Raw genomic sequence first — 18,514 nt, forward strand, 5'->3', positions numbered from 1 at the left:
TTCTCCGGCAACGTCAACCGAGTCCGCCTCGCAGTTGGCGACGCGCTGGACGGTTGCCGACCCCTCACACCGTCATCCTGGGCTGACCCCCGGCTGCCAGCTCGGCGTACCTGGCACACGTACCGGCCCATGACGCAGAAGCACTTACACGCCGCCCCTTCGCCCACCACCTCGGAAAGCACGCAACCCATTACACGGTCGACGACGCCGTATCGGCAGCAGCGTGATCGGAAGGCGGGCATGTGCGAAGAACGAATGCCGCAGCGCACGGTGCGGCCGGGGCATCGGTCATTCAGGTGCCCGGCTCAGTAGCGCAGCGCTGTCCCCGTCTCCGCCTTGACCGTGCCCGACGGGGAGCGGTTGCTGCGGGCGGTGCCCTCACCGGTGCTGTCGGGAGCTACGTCGGGGATCGTCACGACCACCGTGTCCAGCAGGTTGCCGCCTTCGTCCTTGAAGTTCACCTGGACCGCGAAGGACTTCGCCGAACCATCAGTGTTGCGGACCGAGACCGGGACGGTGGCGTGGCCCGCTCCATCCGCCGAGGGCGCGCCGAGAGTCACCTCGTTCTTCGCATCGACGCCGTCCTTGACCTCGGAGAGCTTGTCCTTCGCCACGGCCGCGGCGGACGCAGCCGCATCGGAAGCTTCGGACGCGGCCGACTCAACCGCCGCTCCCGCCGATTCCACCGCGGACGCGGCTTTCGAGACAGCCGTCGACGGATCACCGCCACCGTCCGAACATCCGGCGACACCCATGGCGACCGCCACCAGCGCCACGCCCGCGAGAGCCCTCATCCGTACGCCTGCCATCACGCCTCCCTGATCCTCATCCCCCCCAGTCAACGGCCGAGCACGGCGGGCCGCCCCTCCTGCACAGCATCCGAGTGATCATCCAAAGACCGGGCGGCCGACCGCCGGCTTGGACGGTCACCAGCCCCCATCCACCAGGACAAGAGGGCGCACAGGATTCGTGCAGGTCGCACCGTGGCGATCAGCCACCTGGTCGCGGCCCTGGGCCAGCTGCCTGATCGCCCTGCGCTGACGGACATGCATCATCCGCAGACCGGCGCCAATGACCTCGGCCTGACGGCGGGCTCCGGTGCACTTCTGGAGAGCCTGACGTGCTTCGTCCCCCTGGTGACCGAGGGCCGGGCGCCCCTGGCCCTCGGGGGCATCAGTTCGTTGGCCGCGGGCGGATCCCAGGGCGGTGGTCCGGCGCGGGCTCGAGGGTGTCGGGCGCCCCGCGGCCGGGAGTGCTGGAAACAATGGTCCGCATGCGGACGTGCTGGGTGTACCAGTTCCGGGATGGCCCGGAGCGTCAGGTCGTCGAGGTCCTGGCTGACGGGGACGGGAAGCCCCGGCAGATCCAAGTACGGCAGTCCCGCTCGCGTGGGCTGGTGGACGGGTGCGTTCTGCGGCATGCCGACGCCTCCGCGCGGCTTGCCGTCTACACCTGGGTACGGCGGGGCGAGCCTGAGCTGGTGACCGCCCACCTAGGTCGTGACAGCGCGGGTTGGCCGGACAGGCGCGGTATGGGGTGGGTCACGGATGGCTTGAGCAGAGCCGAACCCGTCGGCTCCTCTCGGCTCGAGCGGACAACCCTCATGATCACCTTGGTGGTCGGGGCGGACATCGGCCGATAGGCCCATCTCGACAGCGACCTTAGAACCAGGACTTCGGGCCACGGACCAGCTGTGCTCCGACATAACGAGGGGTGCACGTTCTCGTGCACCAGGCGGACCGTCTTCACCTGTACGCAGCCGCTGGTAGCTGCCGGTGAAGCCCTACTCTGCCGCTAGCCGCTCGTGGACTACGGCCCCTTCGAGCGGCAAGAGCAACGGGACCGGCAGAGGCTCCGGAGGCGTCAGCGCCCCCGCCAAGGCCCTGCTGAAGTTCAGTACGCCGCGCGACCCGGCCGCAACCCCGAACACGAACACTGGCGCCGCGGAGTGGAAGCCGCCGTCATCTACGCCCGCGAGCACGGCGGCCTCAAGGTCCCGTTCACGTTCCGCGTCCCGGCCGCCGAAGCTGCGGACAAGGCGGAGTGGCCGGTAGCGCTGGCGGACTCCCGCTGGGGCAGTGGACCGCCGACGCCCGCCGCTTCTACGCCCGCGGCGACATGGACGAAGACCGCGTCACCCAGCTGGAGAAGCTCGGGATGGCCTGGTCGCACTTCGACGTCGCGTGGGAGGAAGGGCTGGCCGCCGCGCGCAAAGGCATGGAGATCGAGCAGCGGCGGGCCGAGGGCCTGCCCGTGGAGTCATCCGCCGGAGCGATGCCCCGGAAGCGCCGCGAGTAGCTCGAAGACATTGATCCGTCCCGGTGCCCGGTGTGGCCGGTGACGTGGCAGCGGTGCTTCCACCTGGTCCGCCAGCACCTGGACGCGGGCCAGGTGCTTCCCACTGTGGTGGGCGAAGTGGTGCGCCAGGGCGAGGATCTGGGCCGGTGGGGCACCTCGGTCCGGCACGGATGGGACCAGCAGGAACTGGCGCTCAAGCTCGGGATGTGGATCGACAACCAGCGCCGGCGGCGGCGCCGCCCTGGCACGAGCGCGTCGAGCAGCTGTCAAAGGTCGGAATGCGATGGCTGCAGGAGGCGTCATCGTGGCCGCCGGCCTCGCGGACGGCTGACCGTTGGGGCCGCTGCGCCCGGGGCACTCGGGGTACCCCGGGGCAGAGCGGAAAAGGGGGTCAGGCCGAGTTGAGGTTCTCGGCCTGGGGTCCCTTCTGGCCCTGGATGACGTCGAAGGTGACTACCTGTCCCGCCTGGAGCTCGCGGTAGCCCGAGGAGGTAATCGCCGGGAGTGGGTGACGATGTCCGGGCCGCCGTGCCCATTCATCGAGATGCCGAAGCCCTGAAGTGCGCCGGTGTCCGTTTCTCGGGTGATTAGGGTTGTAGACACGGCGCCGGGCCTGAGGGTGTGCACGATTGAGGGGTCTATAGGAAGCGGCGTATGGGCTGCACAGCGAGCTCCCGGGCGCGCTGGAGGGTCGGGCGCCTCTTCCAGCGGCCTTCTCGAATCAGCTCGCTCGCAGCAATGTCCTCATCGAAGTGTCCGTCGAGCACAGCGGTGAATCGCTCGTCGAGCACCGCGAGCATGACCTCCTCGTCGTGATCGAGGGAGCGGCGGTTGAAGTTGGAGGAACCGATCAGTGCGGCGACGCCGTCGACGGTGATGACCTTGGCGTGCATCATCGTCGGCTGGTACTGGTAGATCTTCACCCCGCAGGAGACCAGCTCCGCGTAGTGGTGCTGGCCGGCGAGCTGGCAGACCCGCTTGTCGGTGTGCGGGCCGGGAAGCAGGATCTCCACCTCGACCCCGCGCCGGGCGGTGGCACAGAGCAGCTCGATGAAGTACGGGTCCGGTGAAAAGTAGGCCGTGGCCAGGCGGAGGCGCTCCTCGGCGGACTCCAGCATGACGCGCATCAGCGTCTGCATGTCCTGCCAGCCGAAGCTGGCCGAGCCGCGCACGACCTGGACGATCGCGTCGCCCTGCGGCCGGTGGTCGACGAACCGGTCCCGGTCGTCGAAGAGTTCGTCGTGGCACTCGGCCCAGTTCTGCGCGAACGCGGCGGCGATCCCGTCGACGGCGGGTCCGCGGACCTCGACGTGCGTATCGCGCCACTCGTTCTCGTTGCGCGCGTTGCCGCACCACTCCTCGGCGATCCCGACCCCGCCGGTGAACGCGGTCTCCTCATCCACGACCAAGACCTTGCGGTGGCAGCGGTGGTTCTGCTTGAGCGGCGAGAGGTACAGCGGCTTGCGGAACCACGCCACCACGACGCCGGCCCGCTCCATCTCCTCCAGCAGCTCCCTTTCGATCAGGCGGCTGCCGAAACCGTCGAGAAGCAGCCGGACCCGCACGCCGGCGCGGGCCCGCTCGGCAAGTGCCCGGGCGAAGTCTCTTGCGATGTCGCCCTTCCAGTACACGAACGTCATCATGTCCACCGTGTGCTGCGCACCTCGGATACCGCGGAGCATCGCGGCGAAGATCTCGTCCCCGTTCCGCAGAGGCGTGAGCGCGTTGCCCTCGGTCGCCGCGATCCCTATCAGGCGTTCCAGGCGCCGGCGTAGCCGCGCGACCCGTATCTCGGCCGACGGCATTCGAAGCGAACGGGAAGTGAGCGGGGCCGACTCCGTCGACGACGGCGGCGTGCTGGTCATCAGATCTCCTGGCCGGAACGCGAGGGGGAATGGGCAGACGCCCTGCACCCGGTCCGGCACGGGCCAGCAGCGACCTGACTTTACCCGGACAGCGCCTCACAGGCTGCGGCCGCTGCAGCCTCCGCCGGCACCCAGACCAACACCGACCGGCCTGCCAATCCGTCGACGTTCGATTGCACGGCATCTCCGTCCCTTCCTGGCTCGAGCTCCGTCCCGCTCTCACCCGGGTTCCTCCGGATCGATCCCGGGACGCGGAATGCCGGCAGCGCGGGCATAGCCGACCCGTCCGGTACGGCGGCCGCCGTGCCGGGGTGGTGGCCGGGGTACCGGGGGCGGTGGCCGGGGTTGACCGGGAGCGGGCAGCGGCCGCCGGGATCCTGGGGCCACCAGGGGTGCGTCGGGGGCCCTGATGGGTGGACGGGCCCATGCGGCGGGCGAACTCGCCGGGCGCACCCATCTGCCAGAGTCCTCACAGTGAGGCGGGCCGGGTGTACGGCGACGGCCTTGGGACCGTCGCTCTCGCCGATCTGCTTGATGCGGGCGGCCGGAATCCGACCAGCAGGCCGCCGTCACGCTCGCCCAGGACGTCCTTGACCGTCGAGACGATCCGGGCGTGCACGGTGGGACGGACCCCGGGCTGCTCCACGCCTTGTCCGTATGCCGAGGTCGAGGTGGGCGGGGAGAGCCAGGCCTCCAGGCAGCAGTCCCCGGTAGCGGCGCGCGTCCTCGGACACCACCAGCGCCTCCGGGGCCGGTACGGAGGCCGGAGACGCGAGTACGGGCGCGGGCCGGGGCGGGCCCGGACGCGGATACGTTCGCCGAAGCGGTCGGCGACGCCCACGGGTCGTGGGCCTCGGCCATGCGAACGGCTGGGACCTCGCCCCGACCCTGGTGCCGCGCCGACAGGGCGGGCGCGGGTGGCGCAGCAGCGGCCGTTGCGGTGGCGGAGCGGGAGCGGGCCCCAGCACGCCACAATGTGCACGCCCCACAAGCAAATGCCTGGAGCGCCAGGAGTCAGGGGGTGTCGCATTCCCAGAGGAATGGGCCCCCAAGGTTGGCCCTGGAGGGTTTGTAGAGTGCTCGGCCGCCAGGGCCGAAGAGACCTCGGTCGGTGATCAGGAGTGCTCCTACCGCACGTTCCTGTGGGGACCGGTCGGTGATGTCGTAGAGCTGACCGTCGAGGGGGCCGCCGAGCAGGTTCACGTACACGCGTCCGGGCGACGGGCCGGCCCACTGGCCGTCGTCGCCGCAGTACACTCTCGCTCCCATCGTGGTCATCTCATCCGCCTGCCCTCCCCAGGGGCTTGCAAGCGGGTGAAGTAGCTCACCCACTCCAGACGAGAGCCGATTCGATGGTGTCGGTCACGTGGAACAGGGCACGGGCTTGAGTGAGTTCCAGGACTCTCGCCAGGGATGTGGGCAGGGGGCCGACGAGGACCAGATCGCTGTTGCGGCGGAGGCGGAACATCTCGTTGAGCATGGAGGAGTCCGCGAAGGTGACGCGGCTGACGTCCAAGACGATGCGCTGAATGTCCGGGGCGTTGATGGCTGCGGTGCCGGCATCTTGAACGGCCCGCAGGGTGCGCTGGTCGAATTGGCCGGCGCAGACAATGACGCGTGCCCCGTCGTTGCGGTCCGGGAGCGCCAGGACTTGCTGCGCTGCCGGTGCTTTGTCATCGGTGTCGGGCCGGGGGCCGCTGCCTGCGAGAAGCCCGTCCTGGTTCAGTGTGCGCACGATGGCCCAGGCGAGATCGTCTGGGTTGGGGTCGTCTGGATGAACCTCAGCGAGGTACGCAGCAATTCTGGTTGCGACTACTTTTGCTGTTTCTGCATCACTCATGCGTGCCCGTCTGCTGTTTTTCGCTTGTCCCGAACGCCGAGTGCCGAGTTGGGGCTGGTGGTGGCCTTACGTCGGGTCCGCGGTTTTCAGGCGCTGGATGGCGGTGATGGTCTTGCCTCCGTCCGGGAGGGGGGTGATGTCGACTCGTTCGGCGAGGAGCTGGATGAGGGGCCATCCGTAGCCGCCGGGACGGCCATGGGCCGTCGGGTGGGCTGACGGGTGGTCAGGGTTCGGGTCGCTAACGGCCAGGTGGAGGGCGTCGTCGGCGAGGGCGGCGTGGAAGTGGGTGATGCCGCCGCCGTGGCGGATGGCGTTGGTGACGAGTTCCGAGGTGATCAGGAGAGCGTCTGCGGCAGGGACGCTGTCGGGGCTGACGCCCGCGCGCATGAGGAGCTCGGAGACCCGGTGGCGGGCGGAAGCCGCCGAAACGGTAATAGGCCGGGCACCGTTCTGGCGGTGCTCCGGCCGGGGGATGTTGTCTGCTGCCGCGGGCGGGTTCACGCTCTATCGCCTGCCCTTGGTGGTGGGGGTCATGCGCCGTGCGGAGTCGGTTCGGGCGTGGGTGACGGTGCTCAGCATGTCATTGCGTCCCGCACGCTGTCCGCCCATCGGAATACGGGCCCAAGGCGGGTGACCTCGAACAAGCGGCGCAGCCCGAGCTGCAACGGGCCTGCCAGGACGAGCGTGGTTCCGGCGGTATGGGCTTGAAGGGTTTCGAGCACGGTGTAGAGAGCGGAGGAGTCCGCGAAGCCCACCCCCGGACAGGTCAACCACCGTACACGCGGACGCGCATGCCACAGCATCGTCCAGGGCACGGGTGAGGGCGAGCGGGCGTGCTGTCGTCATCCAGGTCACCGCGGACACGGATGACGGTTATGCGCTCCGACGTACTTTCACTGACCACCGTCAAGTCTTCATCACCGCTCACCCGAGCATTTCCCCCTATCCCTGGTCGTGCTCGCTCAGCCCGCAGCCTTGCCGGGCGGCGGTCGTGCGAGCTGGGGCAGTCCCTGGCTCACAAGACCCGCCATGGGACTGCCTGCGGTTCGGGCGGCCCGATGGCCTCTTGCGATGAGATGCGAAGAGAGGTGACGTGTTTCACCGTTCAGGTCGTGCAGTTCGTGTGTTCCTTTGGTGCGTGGAGGGTGTGGGACGGTGTGGTGAGGGGGGCGCGGTTGCCAGGAGGGTGACGGATAGAGGATGGTTGCCGAAAGGCAAGTAACCGTCTTCGAGACTATGAGGTGAGGGGTTCGCGCAGCGGGCCTCAACGATTTGGTGATTCCCACCCAGGAAGCGGCCCCTTCGGTGCGCGCGCCGTGGAGTGAGGCCCCCTACCCCGTGCTTGTGGCCGATGACCAGGGAAATCTGGTGCGGGTCAACGAGGTTGCCGGTCTGCTTTTTCCCCAAGCCCGCGCAGGGACGGCGATCGCGGGCACGGTGCCCGCGTGGCTGTCCGAGGCCCACACCCGCTGTCTTGCCCCGGTGACGGCCCCGACTTCGGCACCCGGAGCCGGCGCTCTGGTGAAGGGTCCGGTCGGCGACCGTTCGTATGAAGCACATCCCACGGTCCGCGGGGACGGGACGGTGGTGTGGTGGCTCGTCGACGACACGGACCACCGTCTGGCCCGCGAGGCCCTGCGGATGGAGCGGGCGCGCACCGCTTTTCTGGGGGAGGCCTCGAATGTGCTGCTGTCCTCGCTGAATCTGGAGCGGTGCATGGACGTCACGGCGCAGATGGCCGCGGAGCACCTGGCCGACGCGGCCGTGGTCATCGCGCCTTCACGCGGCCGCGAGCTCCCGATCGTGTCCTGCGTGCGCGGCGGGCTGCCGGAGGCGTCGCGGGTTGCCGCGCACCCCGAGGTGGTACCCGGCCTGGCGGAAGCGCTGCAAGGTTTCCCGCCCGTCCCGTCGCGGTGGATCGATCCCGCCACCGCGCCGGCGTGGCTGGTCCCGGAGGGGTTCGGAACGGTGGGGTCGATAGTGATAACACCGCTGCCCGGCCACGGCGTCCCCGCGGGAGCTTTGGTCCTGCTGCGCCGCGCGGGCGGTGCCGGATTCACGGAAGGCGAGGAAGTATTCGCCCGCCTCTTCGCCGCCCGCGCGGGCGCAGCGATGTCAGCGGCGCGCCTGTATGCGGAGCAGGCATCGATCAGCGAGACGCTGATGCGCGAACTGCTCCCGCCATCGCTGCATCAAGTGGCGGGGGTCGAGTACGCGGGCGGCTACCGGCCCTCCCTGGACCATGAGCGGATCGGTGGGGACTTCTACGACGTCCACCCCGCCGCCGTGGCGGGCGGAGCGTCACTGGTCGTCCTCGGCGACGTCTGCGGCAAGGGCCTGGAGGCCGCCGTGATGACGGGAAAGATCCGTAACACCCTGCACGCCCTGCTGCCCATGGCCGATGACCACCCGCGGATGCTGAACCTGCTCAACACCGCGCTGCTCAATACGCACGACGCGCGCTTCGCGACGCTGGTTCTGGCCTCCGCGGTCCGCGAGGGTGCCGCCGTGGAGCTGCGGCTGACCAGTGCCGGCCATCCCGCTCCGCTGATCCTGCGTACCGACGGAACCGTCGAGGAAGCCGCTACCCACGGCACACTCGTCGGAGCACTTCCGGCCGTGACCACCGAGACGGCGGCAGTGACGCTCGCGCCGGGTGAGACGTGCCTGCTCTTCACCGACGGAATCACTGAGGCACGGGGCGGACCGCTGGGCGGGGCCATGTTCGGTGATGCCCGGCTGAGGCGAGTGCTCGCGGAGTGCACGGGGATGCCCGCGGAGGCGGTGGTGGAGCGGGTGCAGATGCTCGCCTCCGAATGGGTCGGCGGCGGCCGTCACGACGACATGGCCGTCGTGGCGATCTCCGCACCCCGAACCAACCACCTCAGCGCGGTGGACGGGCACACGAGGGGCAGGTTCACAGCGTGATAACCGACGTGACAAACACGGGACTTCTGGGGGCACGGCTTTGGGACGCGGTCCTGGCAGGCGACGAACGGGCCGCGGTCACCGTGATCCACCAAGCCCTGGATGACGGAGCAGACCCCGAAGACGTGCTCTTGGACGCGATCGCCTGGGTGCAGGGCCGCGTCGGCGAACACTGGGCCGCCAACCGGATCAGCGTCGCGCAGGAGCACGCCGCGACCGCGATCAACGAGCGTGCCATAGCCGCTCTCGCCGAACACCCTGCAGCCCGTCGGGACCCGTCGCGCGGCCGGGTCTTGGTCGCATGCGTGGACGGGGAGTGGCACGGGCTGCCGGCCCACCTCGTAGCCGAGGTCCTCAAACTGCGTGGCTGGCACGTCGACTACCTCGGCGCCCACGTCCCCACGCCGCACCTCATCGCGCACATCCACCGCACCGGCCCCGACGTCGTCGCTCTGTCGAGTTCCATCCCCACCCGGCTGCAGACCGCCCACGCGACGATCACCGCGTGTCAAGCGGCCGGAGTGCCGGTCCTCGTCGGAGGAGCCGCGTTCGGGCCGGAGGGCGAATACGCCCGTCTGCTGGGCGCGGACGCGTGGACGCCGGACGCCCGTGCGGCCGCCGACCTTCTCGAGCGTCGGCCGCTGCCGCGCCCGCGGCCCGACCACCAGCCCATCGATGACCTGCCGCACCTTGCCGACCAGGAGTACACCCTCGTAACGCGTAGCCGCCCCCAGCTCGTGCGGACCGTCTTCACCGGGCTGGAGGACAGATTTCCGGCGATGCGCGGCTACACCGAGGCGCAGCGGGAACGCACCGCCGAGGACCTGTCCCACATCGTGGAGTTCCTCGGTGCGGCCCTCTACACAGGTGACGCCGAGCTGTTCTCCCGCTTCCTCCTGTGGACCGCGGGCATCCTCGAAGCGCGCGGTGTACCGGCGCACAGTCTGCCGCCGGCGCTGGACGTTCTGGCAGGTGAACTGAAGGATTTCCCCCGCGCCACCGACATGCTCCGGCTCGCCGTCACGCGCCTGACCGATACCCCTCTCACCGTTGGCGGAGCCGCCGAATGACCCCCACACCCGGGCCACTGCGCCTCACCCGCACCGATACGGCCGGCGCCGTGCGCATCGAGCTGCACGGCGACTTCGATTACCAGGATGCCGACCGCCTCCTGGACGCCGTCTCCGCAGTCCTGGCCTGCCCGGGTGGGCTGCGGGATCTGCACGTGGACTGCACGGACATGACCAGGGTCGACTCCACTGGGCTGGCGGTCCTGCTGATGATCCGGCGACGCACGGACGCCGCGGGCGTACGCTTGCACCTCGACGGACGGCCGGTGGAACTGGAGCGGATCCTGCAGGTCACCGGCACCCTCAACCACTTCACCAGCCCACACACCGGTATCCGGTCGGTGGCCTTGACGGTGGAGAGAGCGTCCGCAGGTACGCAGGAAGCTGTAAAGGCCCGCTCCAGCGGGCAGGACCCCAGCACTTGACCGGCCCCGGCCGGCGGGCAGCTCGCACGGAGGGAATGCACATGTCCGTACCGGCCTTCGGCCCGAGCAGCAGCGCCCCGGACGCCGCGCGCTCGGTCAGCGACATCGCCGAACTCCTCGACGTCGTCTACGAGAGCGCCCGCCAAGCGGTTCCCACATCGCCGGTCTCCACCACGCAGTTGCGTCTGATGTTCCTCCTCGACCGCCGGCCCGGGATCCGCATGAGCGCCTTGGCCCAGCTCCTCGGGGCCGGGGCTCCCTCCGTGACCCGGCTCTGCGATCGCTTGGAAGCCACCGGATTCCTACGCCGCCATCCCTCCCCCGGCGACGGCCGCGAGCTCACCCCTCGTCTCACACCCGCCGGGGAACGACACCTCGCCCAGATACGGGAAAAGCGCCAGCAGACGCTCGCCCAGGCCCTCGACACCATGAGCGCCGATGCCCGGCACGCCCTCACGACAGGGCTGGCAGCACTCCAGGAGGGCATCACCTCGACCACCGGCTCCCCCCAACAGAACAACCCCGCCGCCTGACGACACCCGGGCGGCCCGCCACCCCGAGAACCAAATGGGGCGTGGGGACCCGGGGCCCGTACGTGCATTTCCTGCTCAGCGGCTGAAGCCTCCGAAGGCCGCGACCTCCACCCGTGCTGCGGTGGCTAGCTCCACTGGGGCCGTCCCAGGCCCCGTGCTGTCGACCGACGGTGAGCATCCTCGCCCGGCACAGTGACAGCTAGCGACACTGATACGCGTCCCTGACGGGTCCACAGGCGGTAGAGTTGAGTGACAGTTGCTTGGCGGCAACCTTTAAGAGAATAAAGTGGTTGTCCGGGCCGGTAACGATCGTGATCACCGCTTCCGTCGAGCGCGTCAGTCTGTGGCCGCAGATCTCTTCGGCGAGCCGCGCGCCGGTGCTTTCGGCAGCCAGGAGCCGTACGGACAGTCCGCTCAGGGCAATGCCATGCATCTGCACCTCCCGATGACCGTTCGAGGGGACCGGCTAGGGGTCCTTACGGTGCGTATGCCCGAGCAGCTGTGCACGACGGAGATCGTGGCGGAGCTGACGGACGTCGCGGAGCTGCTGGGGCACGAGATCATCGTCGCGGAGCGCGACACCGACCTGTACGTGCAGGCCCGCCGGGCAAGTCGGCTCAACCTGGCGGCCGAGATGCAGTGGCAGCTGCTTCCCGGCCGGGCCTGTTCCCGTCCGGAGTACGCCATCGGCGCCCAGCTCGAGCCCGCCTACGACATTCACGGCGACAACTTCGACTGGTCGACCACCGCGGACACCCTCACCATGACCGTCACCAACGGGATGGGCGAGGGGATCGGGGCCTCGCTCCTGACGAATCTGGCGATCAACGCCCTGCGCAACGCCCGGAGGGCCGGCATCGGTATCGCCGATCAGGCGGCGCTGGCGGACCAGGCGGTTTACGCCCAGTAGCGCGGGCGGGAATACGTCTCGACTCTCCTGCTCTGCCTGGAACTTGCCACGGGCCATGGCCAGGTCGTCGACGCCGGGTCCCCCCAGTTGTGGCGCTACCGCGACAGAGCCGTGGAGCGCGTCCCCTTCGAAGCCCAGTTTCCCCTGGGAATGTTCGAGGAAGCGCAGTACTCGGCACAGCGCTTCGAGGCGCTCCCCGGAGACCGCCTCATCTTCGTCAGTGACGGCGTTTACGGAGCCGCCGACAAGGGAGGCGTCGCCTACAGTGAGCGCGCCTTGGCCCGCGCCATCCACGCCACCGCCCTTCTGCCCGTTGCCGCGGTCCCCCGCGCAATCCTGGAAGAGCTGACGGCCTACCGGGACGCGGCGCCCGAGGACGATGCGCTCGTGACGTGCCTTGACTGGTTCGGTCGGCCACCGGCGTCGTAGACCGACCTCGAGGGCGCCGGCAGCGGGGGCCTGCTCCAACGGCCGCCGTGCGGTCGGAGCCGAGGGCTGGAGGGCTGGAGGGCGGATACCGTCACACCTGCGCGTGTGGTCGTCGCAGGGCTCGGCCCCGGCCGCCGGACGCGGCCCGGGCCCCGCGGCGCCTCCGGTTCGCCGGGCGGATCTGAGGGGTCACGCCTCCTTGATCCCCCGCCGCGAGGTCGGGCTGATCCTCACCCACCAGGGTCAGAGGACCGTGGACAGCCTGTATGAGCAACGTTCCCAGGCTCTGCACCACGTCCTGAGCGGCATGCGTCCCGATCAGCGCCGACACCTGCTGGACGCCTGCGCGCCCTCACCGGAGCAATCAACGCCCCGCCAGGCCCGAGCGGCGAGTATGGGCGGGAAGTCAGCGAGTGACATCGCAGGCGAGGCCTCGGGCTCGTGGCCCACCGCACGAGCGGGGCAGTACGACCGGGGTCACCTCGATGCCCTTCCTCGCCAGAGCCTGGGGCGGGTGGACTATGCGGTATCTGACAGGCCGTTCGCGGCGCTCGGTGGCGCCGTCCGCTCGGGCGCCGCCGCGGCGCGGACGGCTGCGAGACCTTGGGCCAGGTCCTGACGGTGGCGGGAAGACATCCGCTGCAGAATCTCGGCCGTCTGCCGCGCCCGCAGGCTCTGGTGTCCTCCAGGACGGCGCGTCCGTGCCGACTCACGCTCAACTCGATTTCGCGGCGGTTGGTCGCGGCGCGTGTGCGCTGGATCAGACCGGCCGCCTCCAGGCGGTCGCACAGACGGCTGATCGCCGGCGGCGCGGAACCGAGTGCCTCGCCGAGGTCCTTCAGATTGATGCCGATGCGCTGTTCGATGACGGTCAGAGCGCGCAGCTGCGACGGGGGGACCGCTCCCCCGGTGGCGGCATCGGGGACCGGTCGCCACAGAGCCTCGAGCAGTTCCACGACCGGCACGCGTCGAGGGCCCCGGCTCGTCGTCGAGGGGATGGAGGGCTCTGGGCATCGCACCACTGTGTCATCCGGGCGTCCGCTTGTCAGGCCCGCCGCCGGGGCACCCCTGGAGCGGGCACACCGCGGCACCCGGACCGGCCCGGGCTGAGGAGCGGACCGACTGGACCTGGGCAGCGCCCCACGGGCTTGGCCTACGCGTACGGCGGACGATCGGGGGCATCCGGTCTGCGTGGCGGCGAGGCGCCGAAGGGCGGCCGACGCACATGTGCCGTGGGCGGCGTGGCGGGGGAATGCCCCGGACGCATGCCGTAGCCGCGGTCGGAAAGTGCTGCTCCGAGAAGAAGGATCCGTGGTGAACCCACCTCCCATGCCTAATGGGACGTATCGGGTCGTAGAGACTTGATGTTGTAGCCGCCAGCAGGTGAGCACTTCCGATGCCGGAGCCGTTCGAGTTCTGTGGTCAGACCGTGCCCCTGCTGGTCGGCCGGGAGGCCATGACCGCTGATGGGATGGCGTGCCCGCCCACGGGCGTGAGCACTGGATCCATTAGGCCGCGTGCCGTGCCTTCCGCAGGCTGCTGTGCAACTGAACGAACGGATACGAGCGGGAGAGAACTGTTGCTGCTGATCGGTGACGACTGGGCCGAAGACCATCACGATGTCGAGGTCCAGGACGGGACGGGCCGCAAGCTGGCCGTCGCGACCCTGCCCGAGGGGGTGGAGGGCATCGCGAAACTGCACGCGCTCATCGCGAAGTACGGTGGCGCGGATGTGGACTCCGCCGAGGTGGTGGTGGGGATCGAGACCGATCGCGGCCCGTGGGTGCAGGCCCTGATCGCCTCCGGCTACCAGGTGTTCGCGATCAACCCGAGGCAGGTCAACCGGTTCAAGGAACGCTACGGAACCTCCGGCGCCAAGAGCGATAAAGGCGATGCGCACGCGCTGGCAGACATGGTCCGTATCGACCGTGACCAGTTGCGGCCCGTCGCTGGAGACAGCGAGCAGGCCCAGGCCGTGAAGGTCGTCGCCCGTGCCCACCAGACACTGATCTGGGAACGCACCCGCACCTTCCAGCGGCTGCGCAATACGCTGCGCGAGTACTTCCCCGCGGCCCTGGACGCCTACGCCGACTTGGCGCTGACCAGCACGGACGCACTGGAGCTGCTGATCAAGGCGCCCACGCCCGCCACCGCGGCGAAGCTGACGCGCCCCCAGATCACCGCGGTCCTGACCCGCCACCGCCGGCACAACCGGCCCCAGAAAGCCGCCACGATCCAGACCGCGCTGCGAGAAGAACACCTCGGTCTGCCCGAACCGGTGACCGCCGCCTACGCGGCCGCCGCGACAGCCCACGCGCGCCTGCTGATCAGTCTGAACGAGCAGATAGCCGAGCTCGAAAGGCAGGTGAAGGCACATTTTCTTGAGCACCCGGACGCTGAGATCTACCTCTCGATGCCCGGCATCGCGGAGATCACCGGCGCCCGGGTGCTCGCCGAGTTCGGGGACGACCCCACCCGCTACGACAACGCGAAGGCCCGCAAGAACTACGCCGGGACCAGCCCTATCACCCGGGCCTCCGGCAAGAGCCACACCGTCCAGGCCCGCTACGTCCGCAACAACCGCCTCGCCTCGGCCCTGCAACTCCAGGCGTTCTCCGCGCTGAACACCTCACCCGGCGCCCGCCGCTACTACGACAAGCAGCGCGCCCGCGACGCCGGCTACAACCCTGCCCTCCGCCAGGTCGGAAACCGCCTCGTCGGCATCCTCCACGGATGCCTCAAAACCCGCACCCACTACGACGAAGCAACCGCCTGGTCACACCACGCCCAGCTCTATCCCTCTTGACATGAAACGGCATGGGATGTCTGACCCGCACGGATGGTTCGCCCGTGCCAAGGTGGGCCTCACCGGCCTGGGTGAGCGCCGGGCGCAACTTCACGCCCGGCAAGAAGCGGCATACGTCGAGGCGTGGGACGACGCCATCCAGATCGAGGAGCAGCGCTCCGACCGGGTCGCTGCCCGGGACGCCGCCGCGGCGGTGCCGTGGGGCGTGCGGGTGGCCGCCGAGGTGGGCTGGCGGTTGCTGGTGCTCGCCGCCACCGTATGGGTACTGATGCGCGTCATCGGCGCAGTTCGACTGGTCGTGCTGGCGTTCGCCGTCGCTCTGCTGATCACTGCCCTCCTGCAGCCGACCGTCGCGCGCTTGCGACGGCACGGGCTGCCGCGGGTGCTGGCCACCGCGCTGACCGCGATCTGCGGGTTCGCCGTGCTGGGGCTGGCCGGATGGTTCGTCGTCTGGCAGGTCCTCGACAACATCGGCAATCTCTCCGAGCGGGTCCAGGAGGGCATCGGCGAGCTGAAGCAATGGCTCATCAACAGCCCGCTGCACGTCACGGAAGGCCAGATCAACGACATCGCCGACCGGCTGAGCAGCAGTATCGGGACGAGCACGAGCGAGATCACCTCAACCGGTCTCCAGGGCGTGACGGTGCTGGTCGAGATCATCACCGGGCTGTTGCTCGCCATGTTCTCCACGCTCTTCCTGCTCTACGACGGCAGGCGCATCTGGGAGTGGACGCTCAAGCTGGTCCCGGCGGCGGCCCGACCGAGCCTGGCGGGCGCCGGCCCGCGCGCCTGGCGGACGCTCACCGCGTATGTCCGGGGCACTGTGATCGTTGCCCTGATCGACGCCGTCTTCATCGGCGTGGGCATCTACTTCCTCGACGTTCCGCTCGCGGTCCCCATCGCGGTCGTGATCTTCCTGGCCTCCTTCGTGCCTCTGGTCGGCGCCGTCGCCTCGGGCGCGCTGGCCGTCGTCGTCGCTCTGGTCACTCAGGGCGTCTTCACCGCGCTGATGGCCCTGGTGATCGTCTTGGTGGTCCAGCAGATCGAGGGGCACGTACTGCAGCCGTTCATCCTCGGCCGGGCCGTGCGGGTGCACCCGCTGGCCGTGGTCCTGGCCGTTGAGGGGCCTCGCGTTTTTCGGACAGGGATCTGACCGTTCATTTCACGCGGCTATTCGCAACCTTGCATACTCGGCGTGGACTTCCTGCGGAGGCCGGTAACCGACAGCCGAGTGAAGGCGTTTGCGATTGTACCAGAATTCGATGTAGCGAGTGATGTCCTGCCGGGCGGCCTCGAGGGTCAGGTAAGTCACACGTGAGACACGCTCGTTCTTCAGAGTTCCGAAGAACGATTCGGCCATCGCGTTGTCGAAACAGATCCCGGTGCGCCCAGACGATCTGCGGAGGCCGAGCCGGTTCAGCGCCTTCCCGAACTCGGCTGACATATAGTTACTTCCGCGATCGGAGTGAAAAATTGCCCCCTTGGTGAGCTTCCTGTTGCGGGCTGCGTTGCGTATGGCCCGGGATATCAAAGGCGTCTGGTAGTGGTCGTCCATCGCATACCCGATGACTTCCTTCGTGCAGCAGTCGATGACCGTCGCGAGATAAAGCCAGCCCTCGCCAGTCGGAATGTAGGTTATGTCTCCGACGAGCTTTTCACCCGGGGTGTCGGCGGTGAAGTTCCGGCCGACGAGGTCGGGCACTGCGCCCGCCGCAGCCTGGGTCAGGCTGAACCGCTTCGGGCGGGGCTGGCAGGGCATCAGGCCCAGTTCACGCATGAGCTGGCGCACGAGCTCCAGGCCGGCGGCGTGCCCCCAGCGCGCCAGCTGGGCGCGGATGCGCCGGTATCCGTACGTACTGTCGGACACCTCGAAGGCTTTCTTGACGAGCAGTTTCAATTCCTCGCGCCGCTGAGCCGTCGCAGAATCAGGACGGCGTCGCCAGTCGTAGTAGCCGGACTTGGACACGTCGAGCCGCTCACACATGAACTCGACAGAAAATACGTACTCCGCGGTGTCGAGTCGCATCGTTTCGATGAACTCGTACTTGCGTGCTACCGGGGATCCTTCGCGAAGTACGCCGCGCATTTTTTCAGGAAGGCGTTCTCCATCTCGACTTCGCGAATGCGGCGTTCGAGTTCCTTCAACCGGGCGCGTTCACTCACCGTCAGCTCAGCGTCAGCGGCCGGCTCACGCCGTTTCTGGAACTTTTTCACCCAGCCCCGGAGTGTCTCCGGGTTCAATTCAAGCTCTCGGGCTGTCTCCGAGACGGTCTTGCTGGAGCGGAGCGCGATCTGGACTGCTTCCTCGCGGAACTCCGGGGTGTACTTGCTGGGCGGTGCCACTTCGTGCTTCCTCATTCCCTTGACAGGACAACCCTATTGGGCCCCTGTCCGAGAACTTCGGGGCACCTCACGTGGCCACCGGCGGCATCGTGGCGGGTATCGGTGGAGCGGTCGTGGCGGTACCACTGGTCGCGGTGGGCAACACCGTGATCGGGTACCTCCGTGCGCGTGTCACAGCGGGACCGGCAGCGACGGTGCCCGCAGCCGTCGCCGGCGGTGACGCCGCCGCGGCCGGCCCTTCCGCGGTCGATGCCTGTGGGGCGGCCGGTGCCGGTACGGACGTTCCCGCCGAAGGCGGCGCGGAACCGGGCCCGGTGGGGCGGAGCTGACCGCTGGTCCGGGTGCAGGCCGCCGAACGCGATGGCCCGGCGGGAGGCAGAGCCGGCCGTCTGCATCGTGGTCCGTCGGCTGCCAGCAGAGAAGGCGCGCCGGTGGTTGCTCGGAGGCGATTCCAGCGGGCCGCGGCCTGCTTGCTCCGGCACGCCCTGTGCGCCTACGCCGCCCAGGGCCACCCGCCGCACGTCCTGCTCCAGCACCTCGACCACCTGCTTGGCCTGCACCAGCCCGGTTGGACCACCAGCGTCTGCATCGTGCTCGTCGAACCGGGCAGCTCCCGGCTGCAGGTCGCCAACGCCGGCCACCTGCCGCCCCTGCTCCTCCCTCCCGGCGGTCCACCCCGGTACCTGCGCGAACACGGCCCGCTGCTGGGCCTGGGGGTGGACCACCCGCCGGCGGTCAGTCACGCGATCGAACCGGACAGCCTGCTCCTGATGGTCACCGACGGACTGATCGAGACCCGCGACAGCGACCTGTACGAGCGCATGGACATCCTCAGCGCGGCCGCCTCGGCCGGGCCCCGCGACCCCGAGGGCCTGTGCACGAACCTGATTGACATCTTCGCGGCCGAACCGGACGACGACATCATCGTTTTCACCGCTCGCCTCCGTCGCCCCCTATAGCGACGCCGCCTGGACTGCGCGGCCCCGGCCCCGGCACTCCGTAGTATCTACGGCATGCGCCCGCCACCGGGCGTGGAAGCCCTGAGCCGGGCGGGCCAACGAAGCGGA

Annotated in this window: 15 protein-coding genes and 2 pseudogenes; 9 read left to right on the forward strand and 8 right to left on the reverse strand. The window is 69.1% G+C overall.

Features of this window, described 5'->3' with window-relative positions; genetic code table 11:
- Nucleotides 1-305: 305 nt before the first annotated feature.
- A complete protein-coding gene (locus OG435_RS04990) occupies nucleotides 306-809 on the reverse strand; it encodes a hypothetical protein (protein WP_266875548.1) in 504 nt (167 codons plus the stop codon).
- A gap of 1,234 nt (nucleotides 810-2,043) precedes the next feature.
- Between OG435_RS04990 and OG435_RS50675 the strand changes: the two genes are divergently transcribed.
- Nucleotides 2,044-2,298, forward strand: a complete 255-nt coding sequence (locus tag OG435_RS50675; RefSeq protein WP_430625575.1) for a helicase associated domain-containing protein — start codon at nucleotides 2,044-2,046, stop codon at nucleotides 2,296-2,298.
- Between the two features lie 391 nt (nucleotides 2,299-2,689).
- Here OG435_RS50675 and OG435_RS05000 read toward each other — a convergent pair.
- The 4 genes and pseudogenes from OG435_RS05000 to OG435_RS05020 form a co-directional block, all read right to left on the reverse strand.
- Nucleotides 2,690-2,838, reverse strand: a pseudogene (locus tag OG435_RS05000) (cold shock domain-containing protein).
- A gap of 98 nt (nucleotides 2,839-2,936) precedes the next feature.
- Nucleotides 2,937-4,103 carry a phospholipase D-like domain-containing protein gene (locus OG435_RS05005; protein ID WP_266881531.1) on the reverse strand — a complete coding sequence of 389 codons (1,167 nt, stop codon included), beginning with the start codon at nucleotides 4,101-4,103 and terminating at the stop codon, nucleotides 2,937-2,939.
- Between the two features lie 1,384 nt (nucleotides 4,104-5,487).
- Nucleotides 5,488-6,003 (reverse strand): STAS domain-containing protein, encoded by a 516-nt coding sequence (locus tag OG435_RS05015; protein WP_266875552.1) that lies wholly within the window; start codon nucleotides 6,001-6,003, stop codon nucleotides 5,488-5,490.
- A 66-nt stretch (nucleotides 6,004-6,069) separates the two neighbouring features.
- Nucleotides 6,070-6,390, reverse strand: a complete 321-nt coding sequence (locus tag OG435_RS05020) for an ATP-binding protein (protein ID WP_430625576.1) — start codon at nucleotides 6,388-6,390, stop codon at nucleotides 6,070-6,072.
- A 957-nt stretch (nucleotides 6,391-7,347) separates the two neighbouring features.
- Here OG435_RS05020 and OG435_RS05025 point away from each other — a divergent pair.
- Genes OG435_RS05025 through OG435_RS05040 form a run of 4 tightly spaced genes read left to right on the forward strand, consistent with a single transcriptional unit; the run spans nucleotide 7,348 to nucleotide 10,959 of the window.
- Nucleotides 7,348-8,931 (forward strand): PP2C family protein-serine/threonine phosphatase, encoded by a 1,584-nt coding sequence (locus OG435_RS05025; RefSeq protein ID WP_430625577.1) that lies wholly within the window; start codon nucleotides 7,348-7,350, stop codon nucleotides 8,929-8,931.
- A gap of 8 nt (nucleotides 8,932-8,939) precedes the next feature.
- Nucleotides 8,940-10,001, forward strand: a complete 1,062-nt coding sequence (locus OG435_RS05030; protein WP_430625578.1) for a cobalamin B12-binding domain-containing protein — start codon at nucleotides 8,940-8,942, stop codon at nucleotides 9,999-10,001.
- A complete protein-coding gene (locus tag OG435_RS05035) occupies nucleotides 9,998-10,426 on the forward strand; it encodes an STAS domain-containing protein (protein WP_266875558.1) in 429 nt (142 codons plus the stop codon). Before OG435_RS05030 ends, OG435_RS05035 begins: the two co-directional genes overlap by 4 nt.
- A gap of 41 nt (nucleotides 10,427-10,467) precedes the next feature.
- Nucleotides 10,468-10,959, forward strand: a complete 492-nt coding sequence (locus OG435_RS05040; protein ID WP_266875559.1) for a MarR family winged helix-turn-helix transcriptional regulator — start codon at nucleotides 10,468-10,470, stop codon at nucleotides 10,957-10,959.
- 199 nt (nucleotides 10,960-11,158) lie between these two features.
- Here OG435_RS05040 and OG435_RS05045 read toward each other — a convergent pair whose 3' ends face one another.
- On the reverse strand, nucleotides 11,159-11,392 hold the full coding sequence (locus tag OG435_RS05045) for a hypothetical protein (RefSeq protein WP_266882307.1): 234 nt from the start codon (nucleotides 11,390-11,392) through the stop codon (nucleotides 11,159-11,161).
- Between OG435_RS05045 and OG435_RS05050 the strand changes: the two are divergent.
- Nucleotides 11,303-12,298 (forward strand): annotated as a pseudogene (locus OG435_RS05050) (PP2C family protein-serine/threonine phosphatase). The gene OG435_RS05045 and the pseudogene OG435_RS05050 sit on opposite strands and share 90 nt — an antisense overlap.
- A gap of 230 nt (nucleotides 12,299-12,528) precedes the next feature.
- Here the strand turns inward: OG435_RS05050 and OG435_RS05055 are convergent.
- Complete coding sequence (locus tag OG435_RS05055; protein ID WP_266875561.1) at nucleotides 12,529-13,629, reverse strand: MarR family transcriptional regulator; 1,101 nt, start codon at nucleotides 13,627-13,629, stop codon at nucleotides 12,529-12,531.
- A gap of 248 nt (nucleotides 13,630-13,877) precedes the next feature.
- Between OG435_RS05055 and OG435_RS05060 the strand changes: the two genes are divergently transcribed.
- On the forward strand, nucleotides 13,878-15,104 hold the full coding sequence (locus tag OG435_RS05060) for an IS110 family transposase (protein ID WP_266875563.1): 1,227 nt from the start codon (nucleotides 13,878-13,880) through the stop codon (nucleotides 15,102-15,104).
- A 16-nt stretch (nucleotides 15,105-15,120) separates the two neighbouring features.
- Complete coding sequence (locus tag OG435_RS05065) at nucleotides 15,121-16,257, forward strand: AI-2E family transporter (protein ID WP_266875565.1); 1,137 nt, start codon at nucleotides 15,121-15,123, stop codon at nucleotides 16,255-16,257.
- A gap of 9 nt (nucleotides 16,258-16,266) precedes the next feature.
- Here OG435_RS05065 and OG435_RS05070 read toward each other — a convergent pair.
- Nucleotides 16,267-17,462, reverse strand: a protein-coding gene (locus tag OG435_RS05070) for an IS3 family transposase (RefSeq protein ID WP_266874684.1) whose coding sequence is annotated in 2 segments (ribosomal slippage) — nucleotides 16,267-17,183 and nucleotides 17,183-17,462 — 1,197 coding nt in all. Because the reading frame shifts where the segments join, the coding sequence is not laid out codon by codon here.
- Nucleotides 17,463-17,878: 416 nt separating this feature from the next.
- Between OG435_RS05070 and OG435_RS05075 the strand changes: the two genes are divergently transcribed.
- Nucleotides 17,879-18,406: a PP2C family protein-serine/threonine phosphatase gene (locus tag OG435_RS05075; RefSeq protein ID WP_266875566.1), complete on the forward strand. Its 528-nt coding sequence runs from the start codon at nucleotides 17,879-17,881 to the stop codon at nucleotides 18,404-18,406.
- Nucleotides 18,407-18,514 lie beyond the last annotated feature (108 nt).

The organism is Streptomyces sp. NBC_01264, from assembly GCF_026340675.1.
In the GTDB taxonomy this organism is placed as follows: Bacteria; Actinomycetota; Actinomycetes; order Streptomycetales; family Streptomycetaceae; genus Streptomyces.

Bases quoted from the DNA above. Each gene is read 5' to 3' on its own strand.
- OG435_RS05045 (WP_266882307.1), bottom strand. From the start codon at position 11,392: ATGCATGGCATTGCCCTGAGCGGACTGTCCGTACGGCTCCTGGCTGCC.
- OG435_RS05015 (WP_266875552.1), bottom strand. From the start codon at position 6,003: ATGAGTGATGCAGAAACAGCAAAAGTAGTCGCAACCAGAATTGCTGCG.
- OG435_RS05035 (WP_266875558.1), top strand. From the start codon at position 9,998: ATGACCCCCACACCCGGGCCACTGCGCCTCACCCGCACCGATACGGCC.
- OG435_RS05005 (WP_266881531.1), bottom strand. From the start codon at position 4,103: ATGCCGTCGGCCGAGATACGGGTCGCGCGGCTACGCCGGCGCCTGGAA.
- OG435_RS05065 (WP_266875565.1), top strand. From the start codon at position 15,121: ATGTCTGACCCGCACGGATGGTTCGCCCGTGCCAAGGTGGGCCTCACC.
- OG435_RS05055 (WP_266875561.1), bottom strand. From the start codon at position 13,629: ATGGGAGGTGGGTTCACCACGGATCCTTCTTCTCGGAGCAGCACTTTC.
- OG435_RS05020 (WP_430625576.1), bottom strand. From the start codon at position 6,390: ATGCGCGCGGGCGTCAGCCCCGACAGCGTCCCTGCCGCAGACGCTCTC.
- OG435_RS04990 (WP_266875548.1), bottom strand. From the start codon at position 809: ATGGCAGGCGTACGGATGAGGGCTCTCGCGGGCGTGGCGCTGGTGGCG.
- OG435_RS05040 (WP_266875559.1), top strand. From the start codon at position 10,468: ATGTCCGTACCGGCCTTCGGCCCGAGCAGCAGCGCCCCGGACGCCGCG.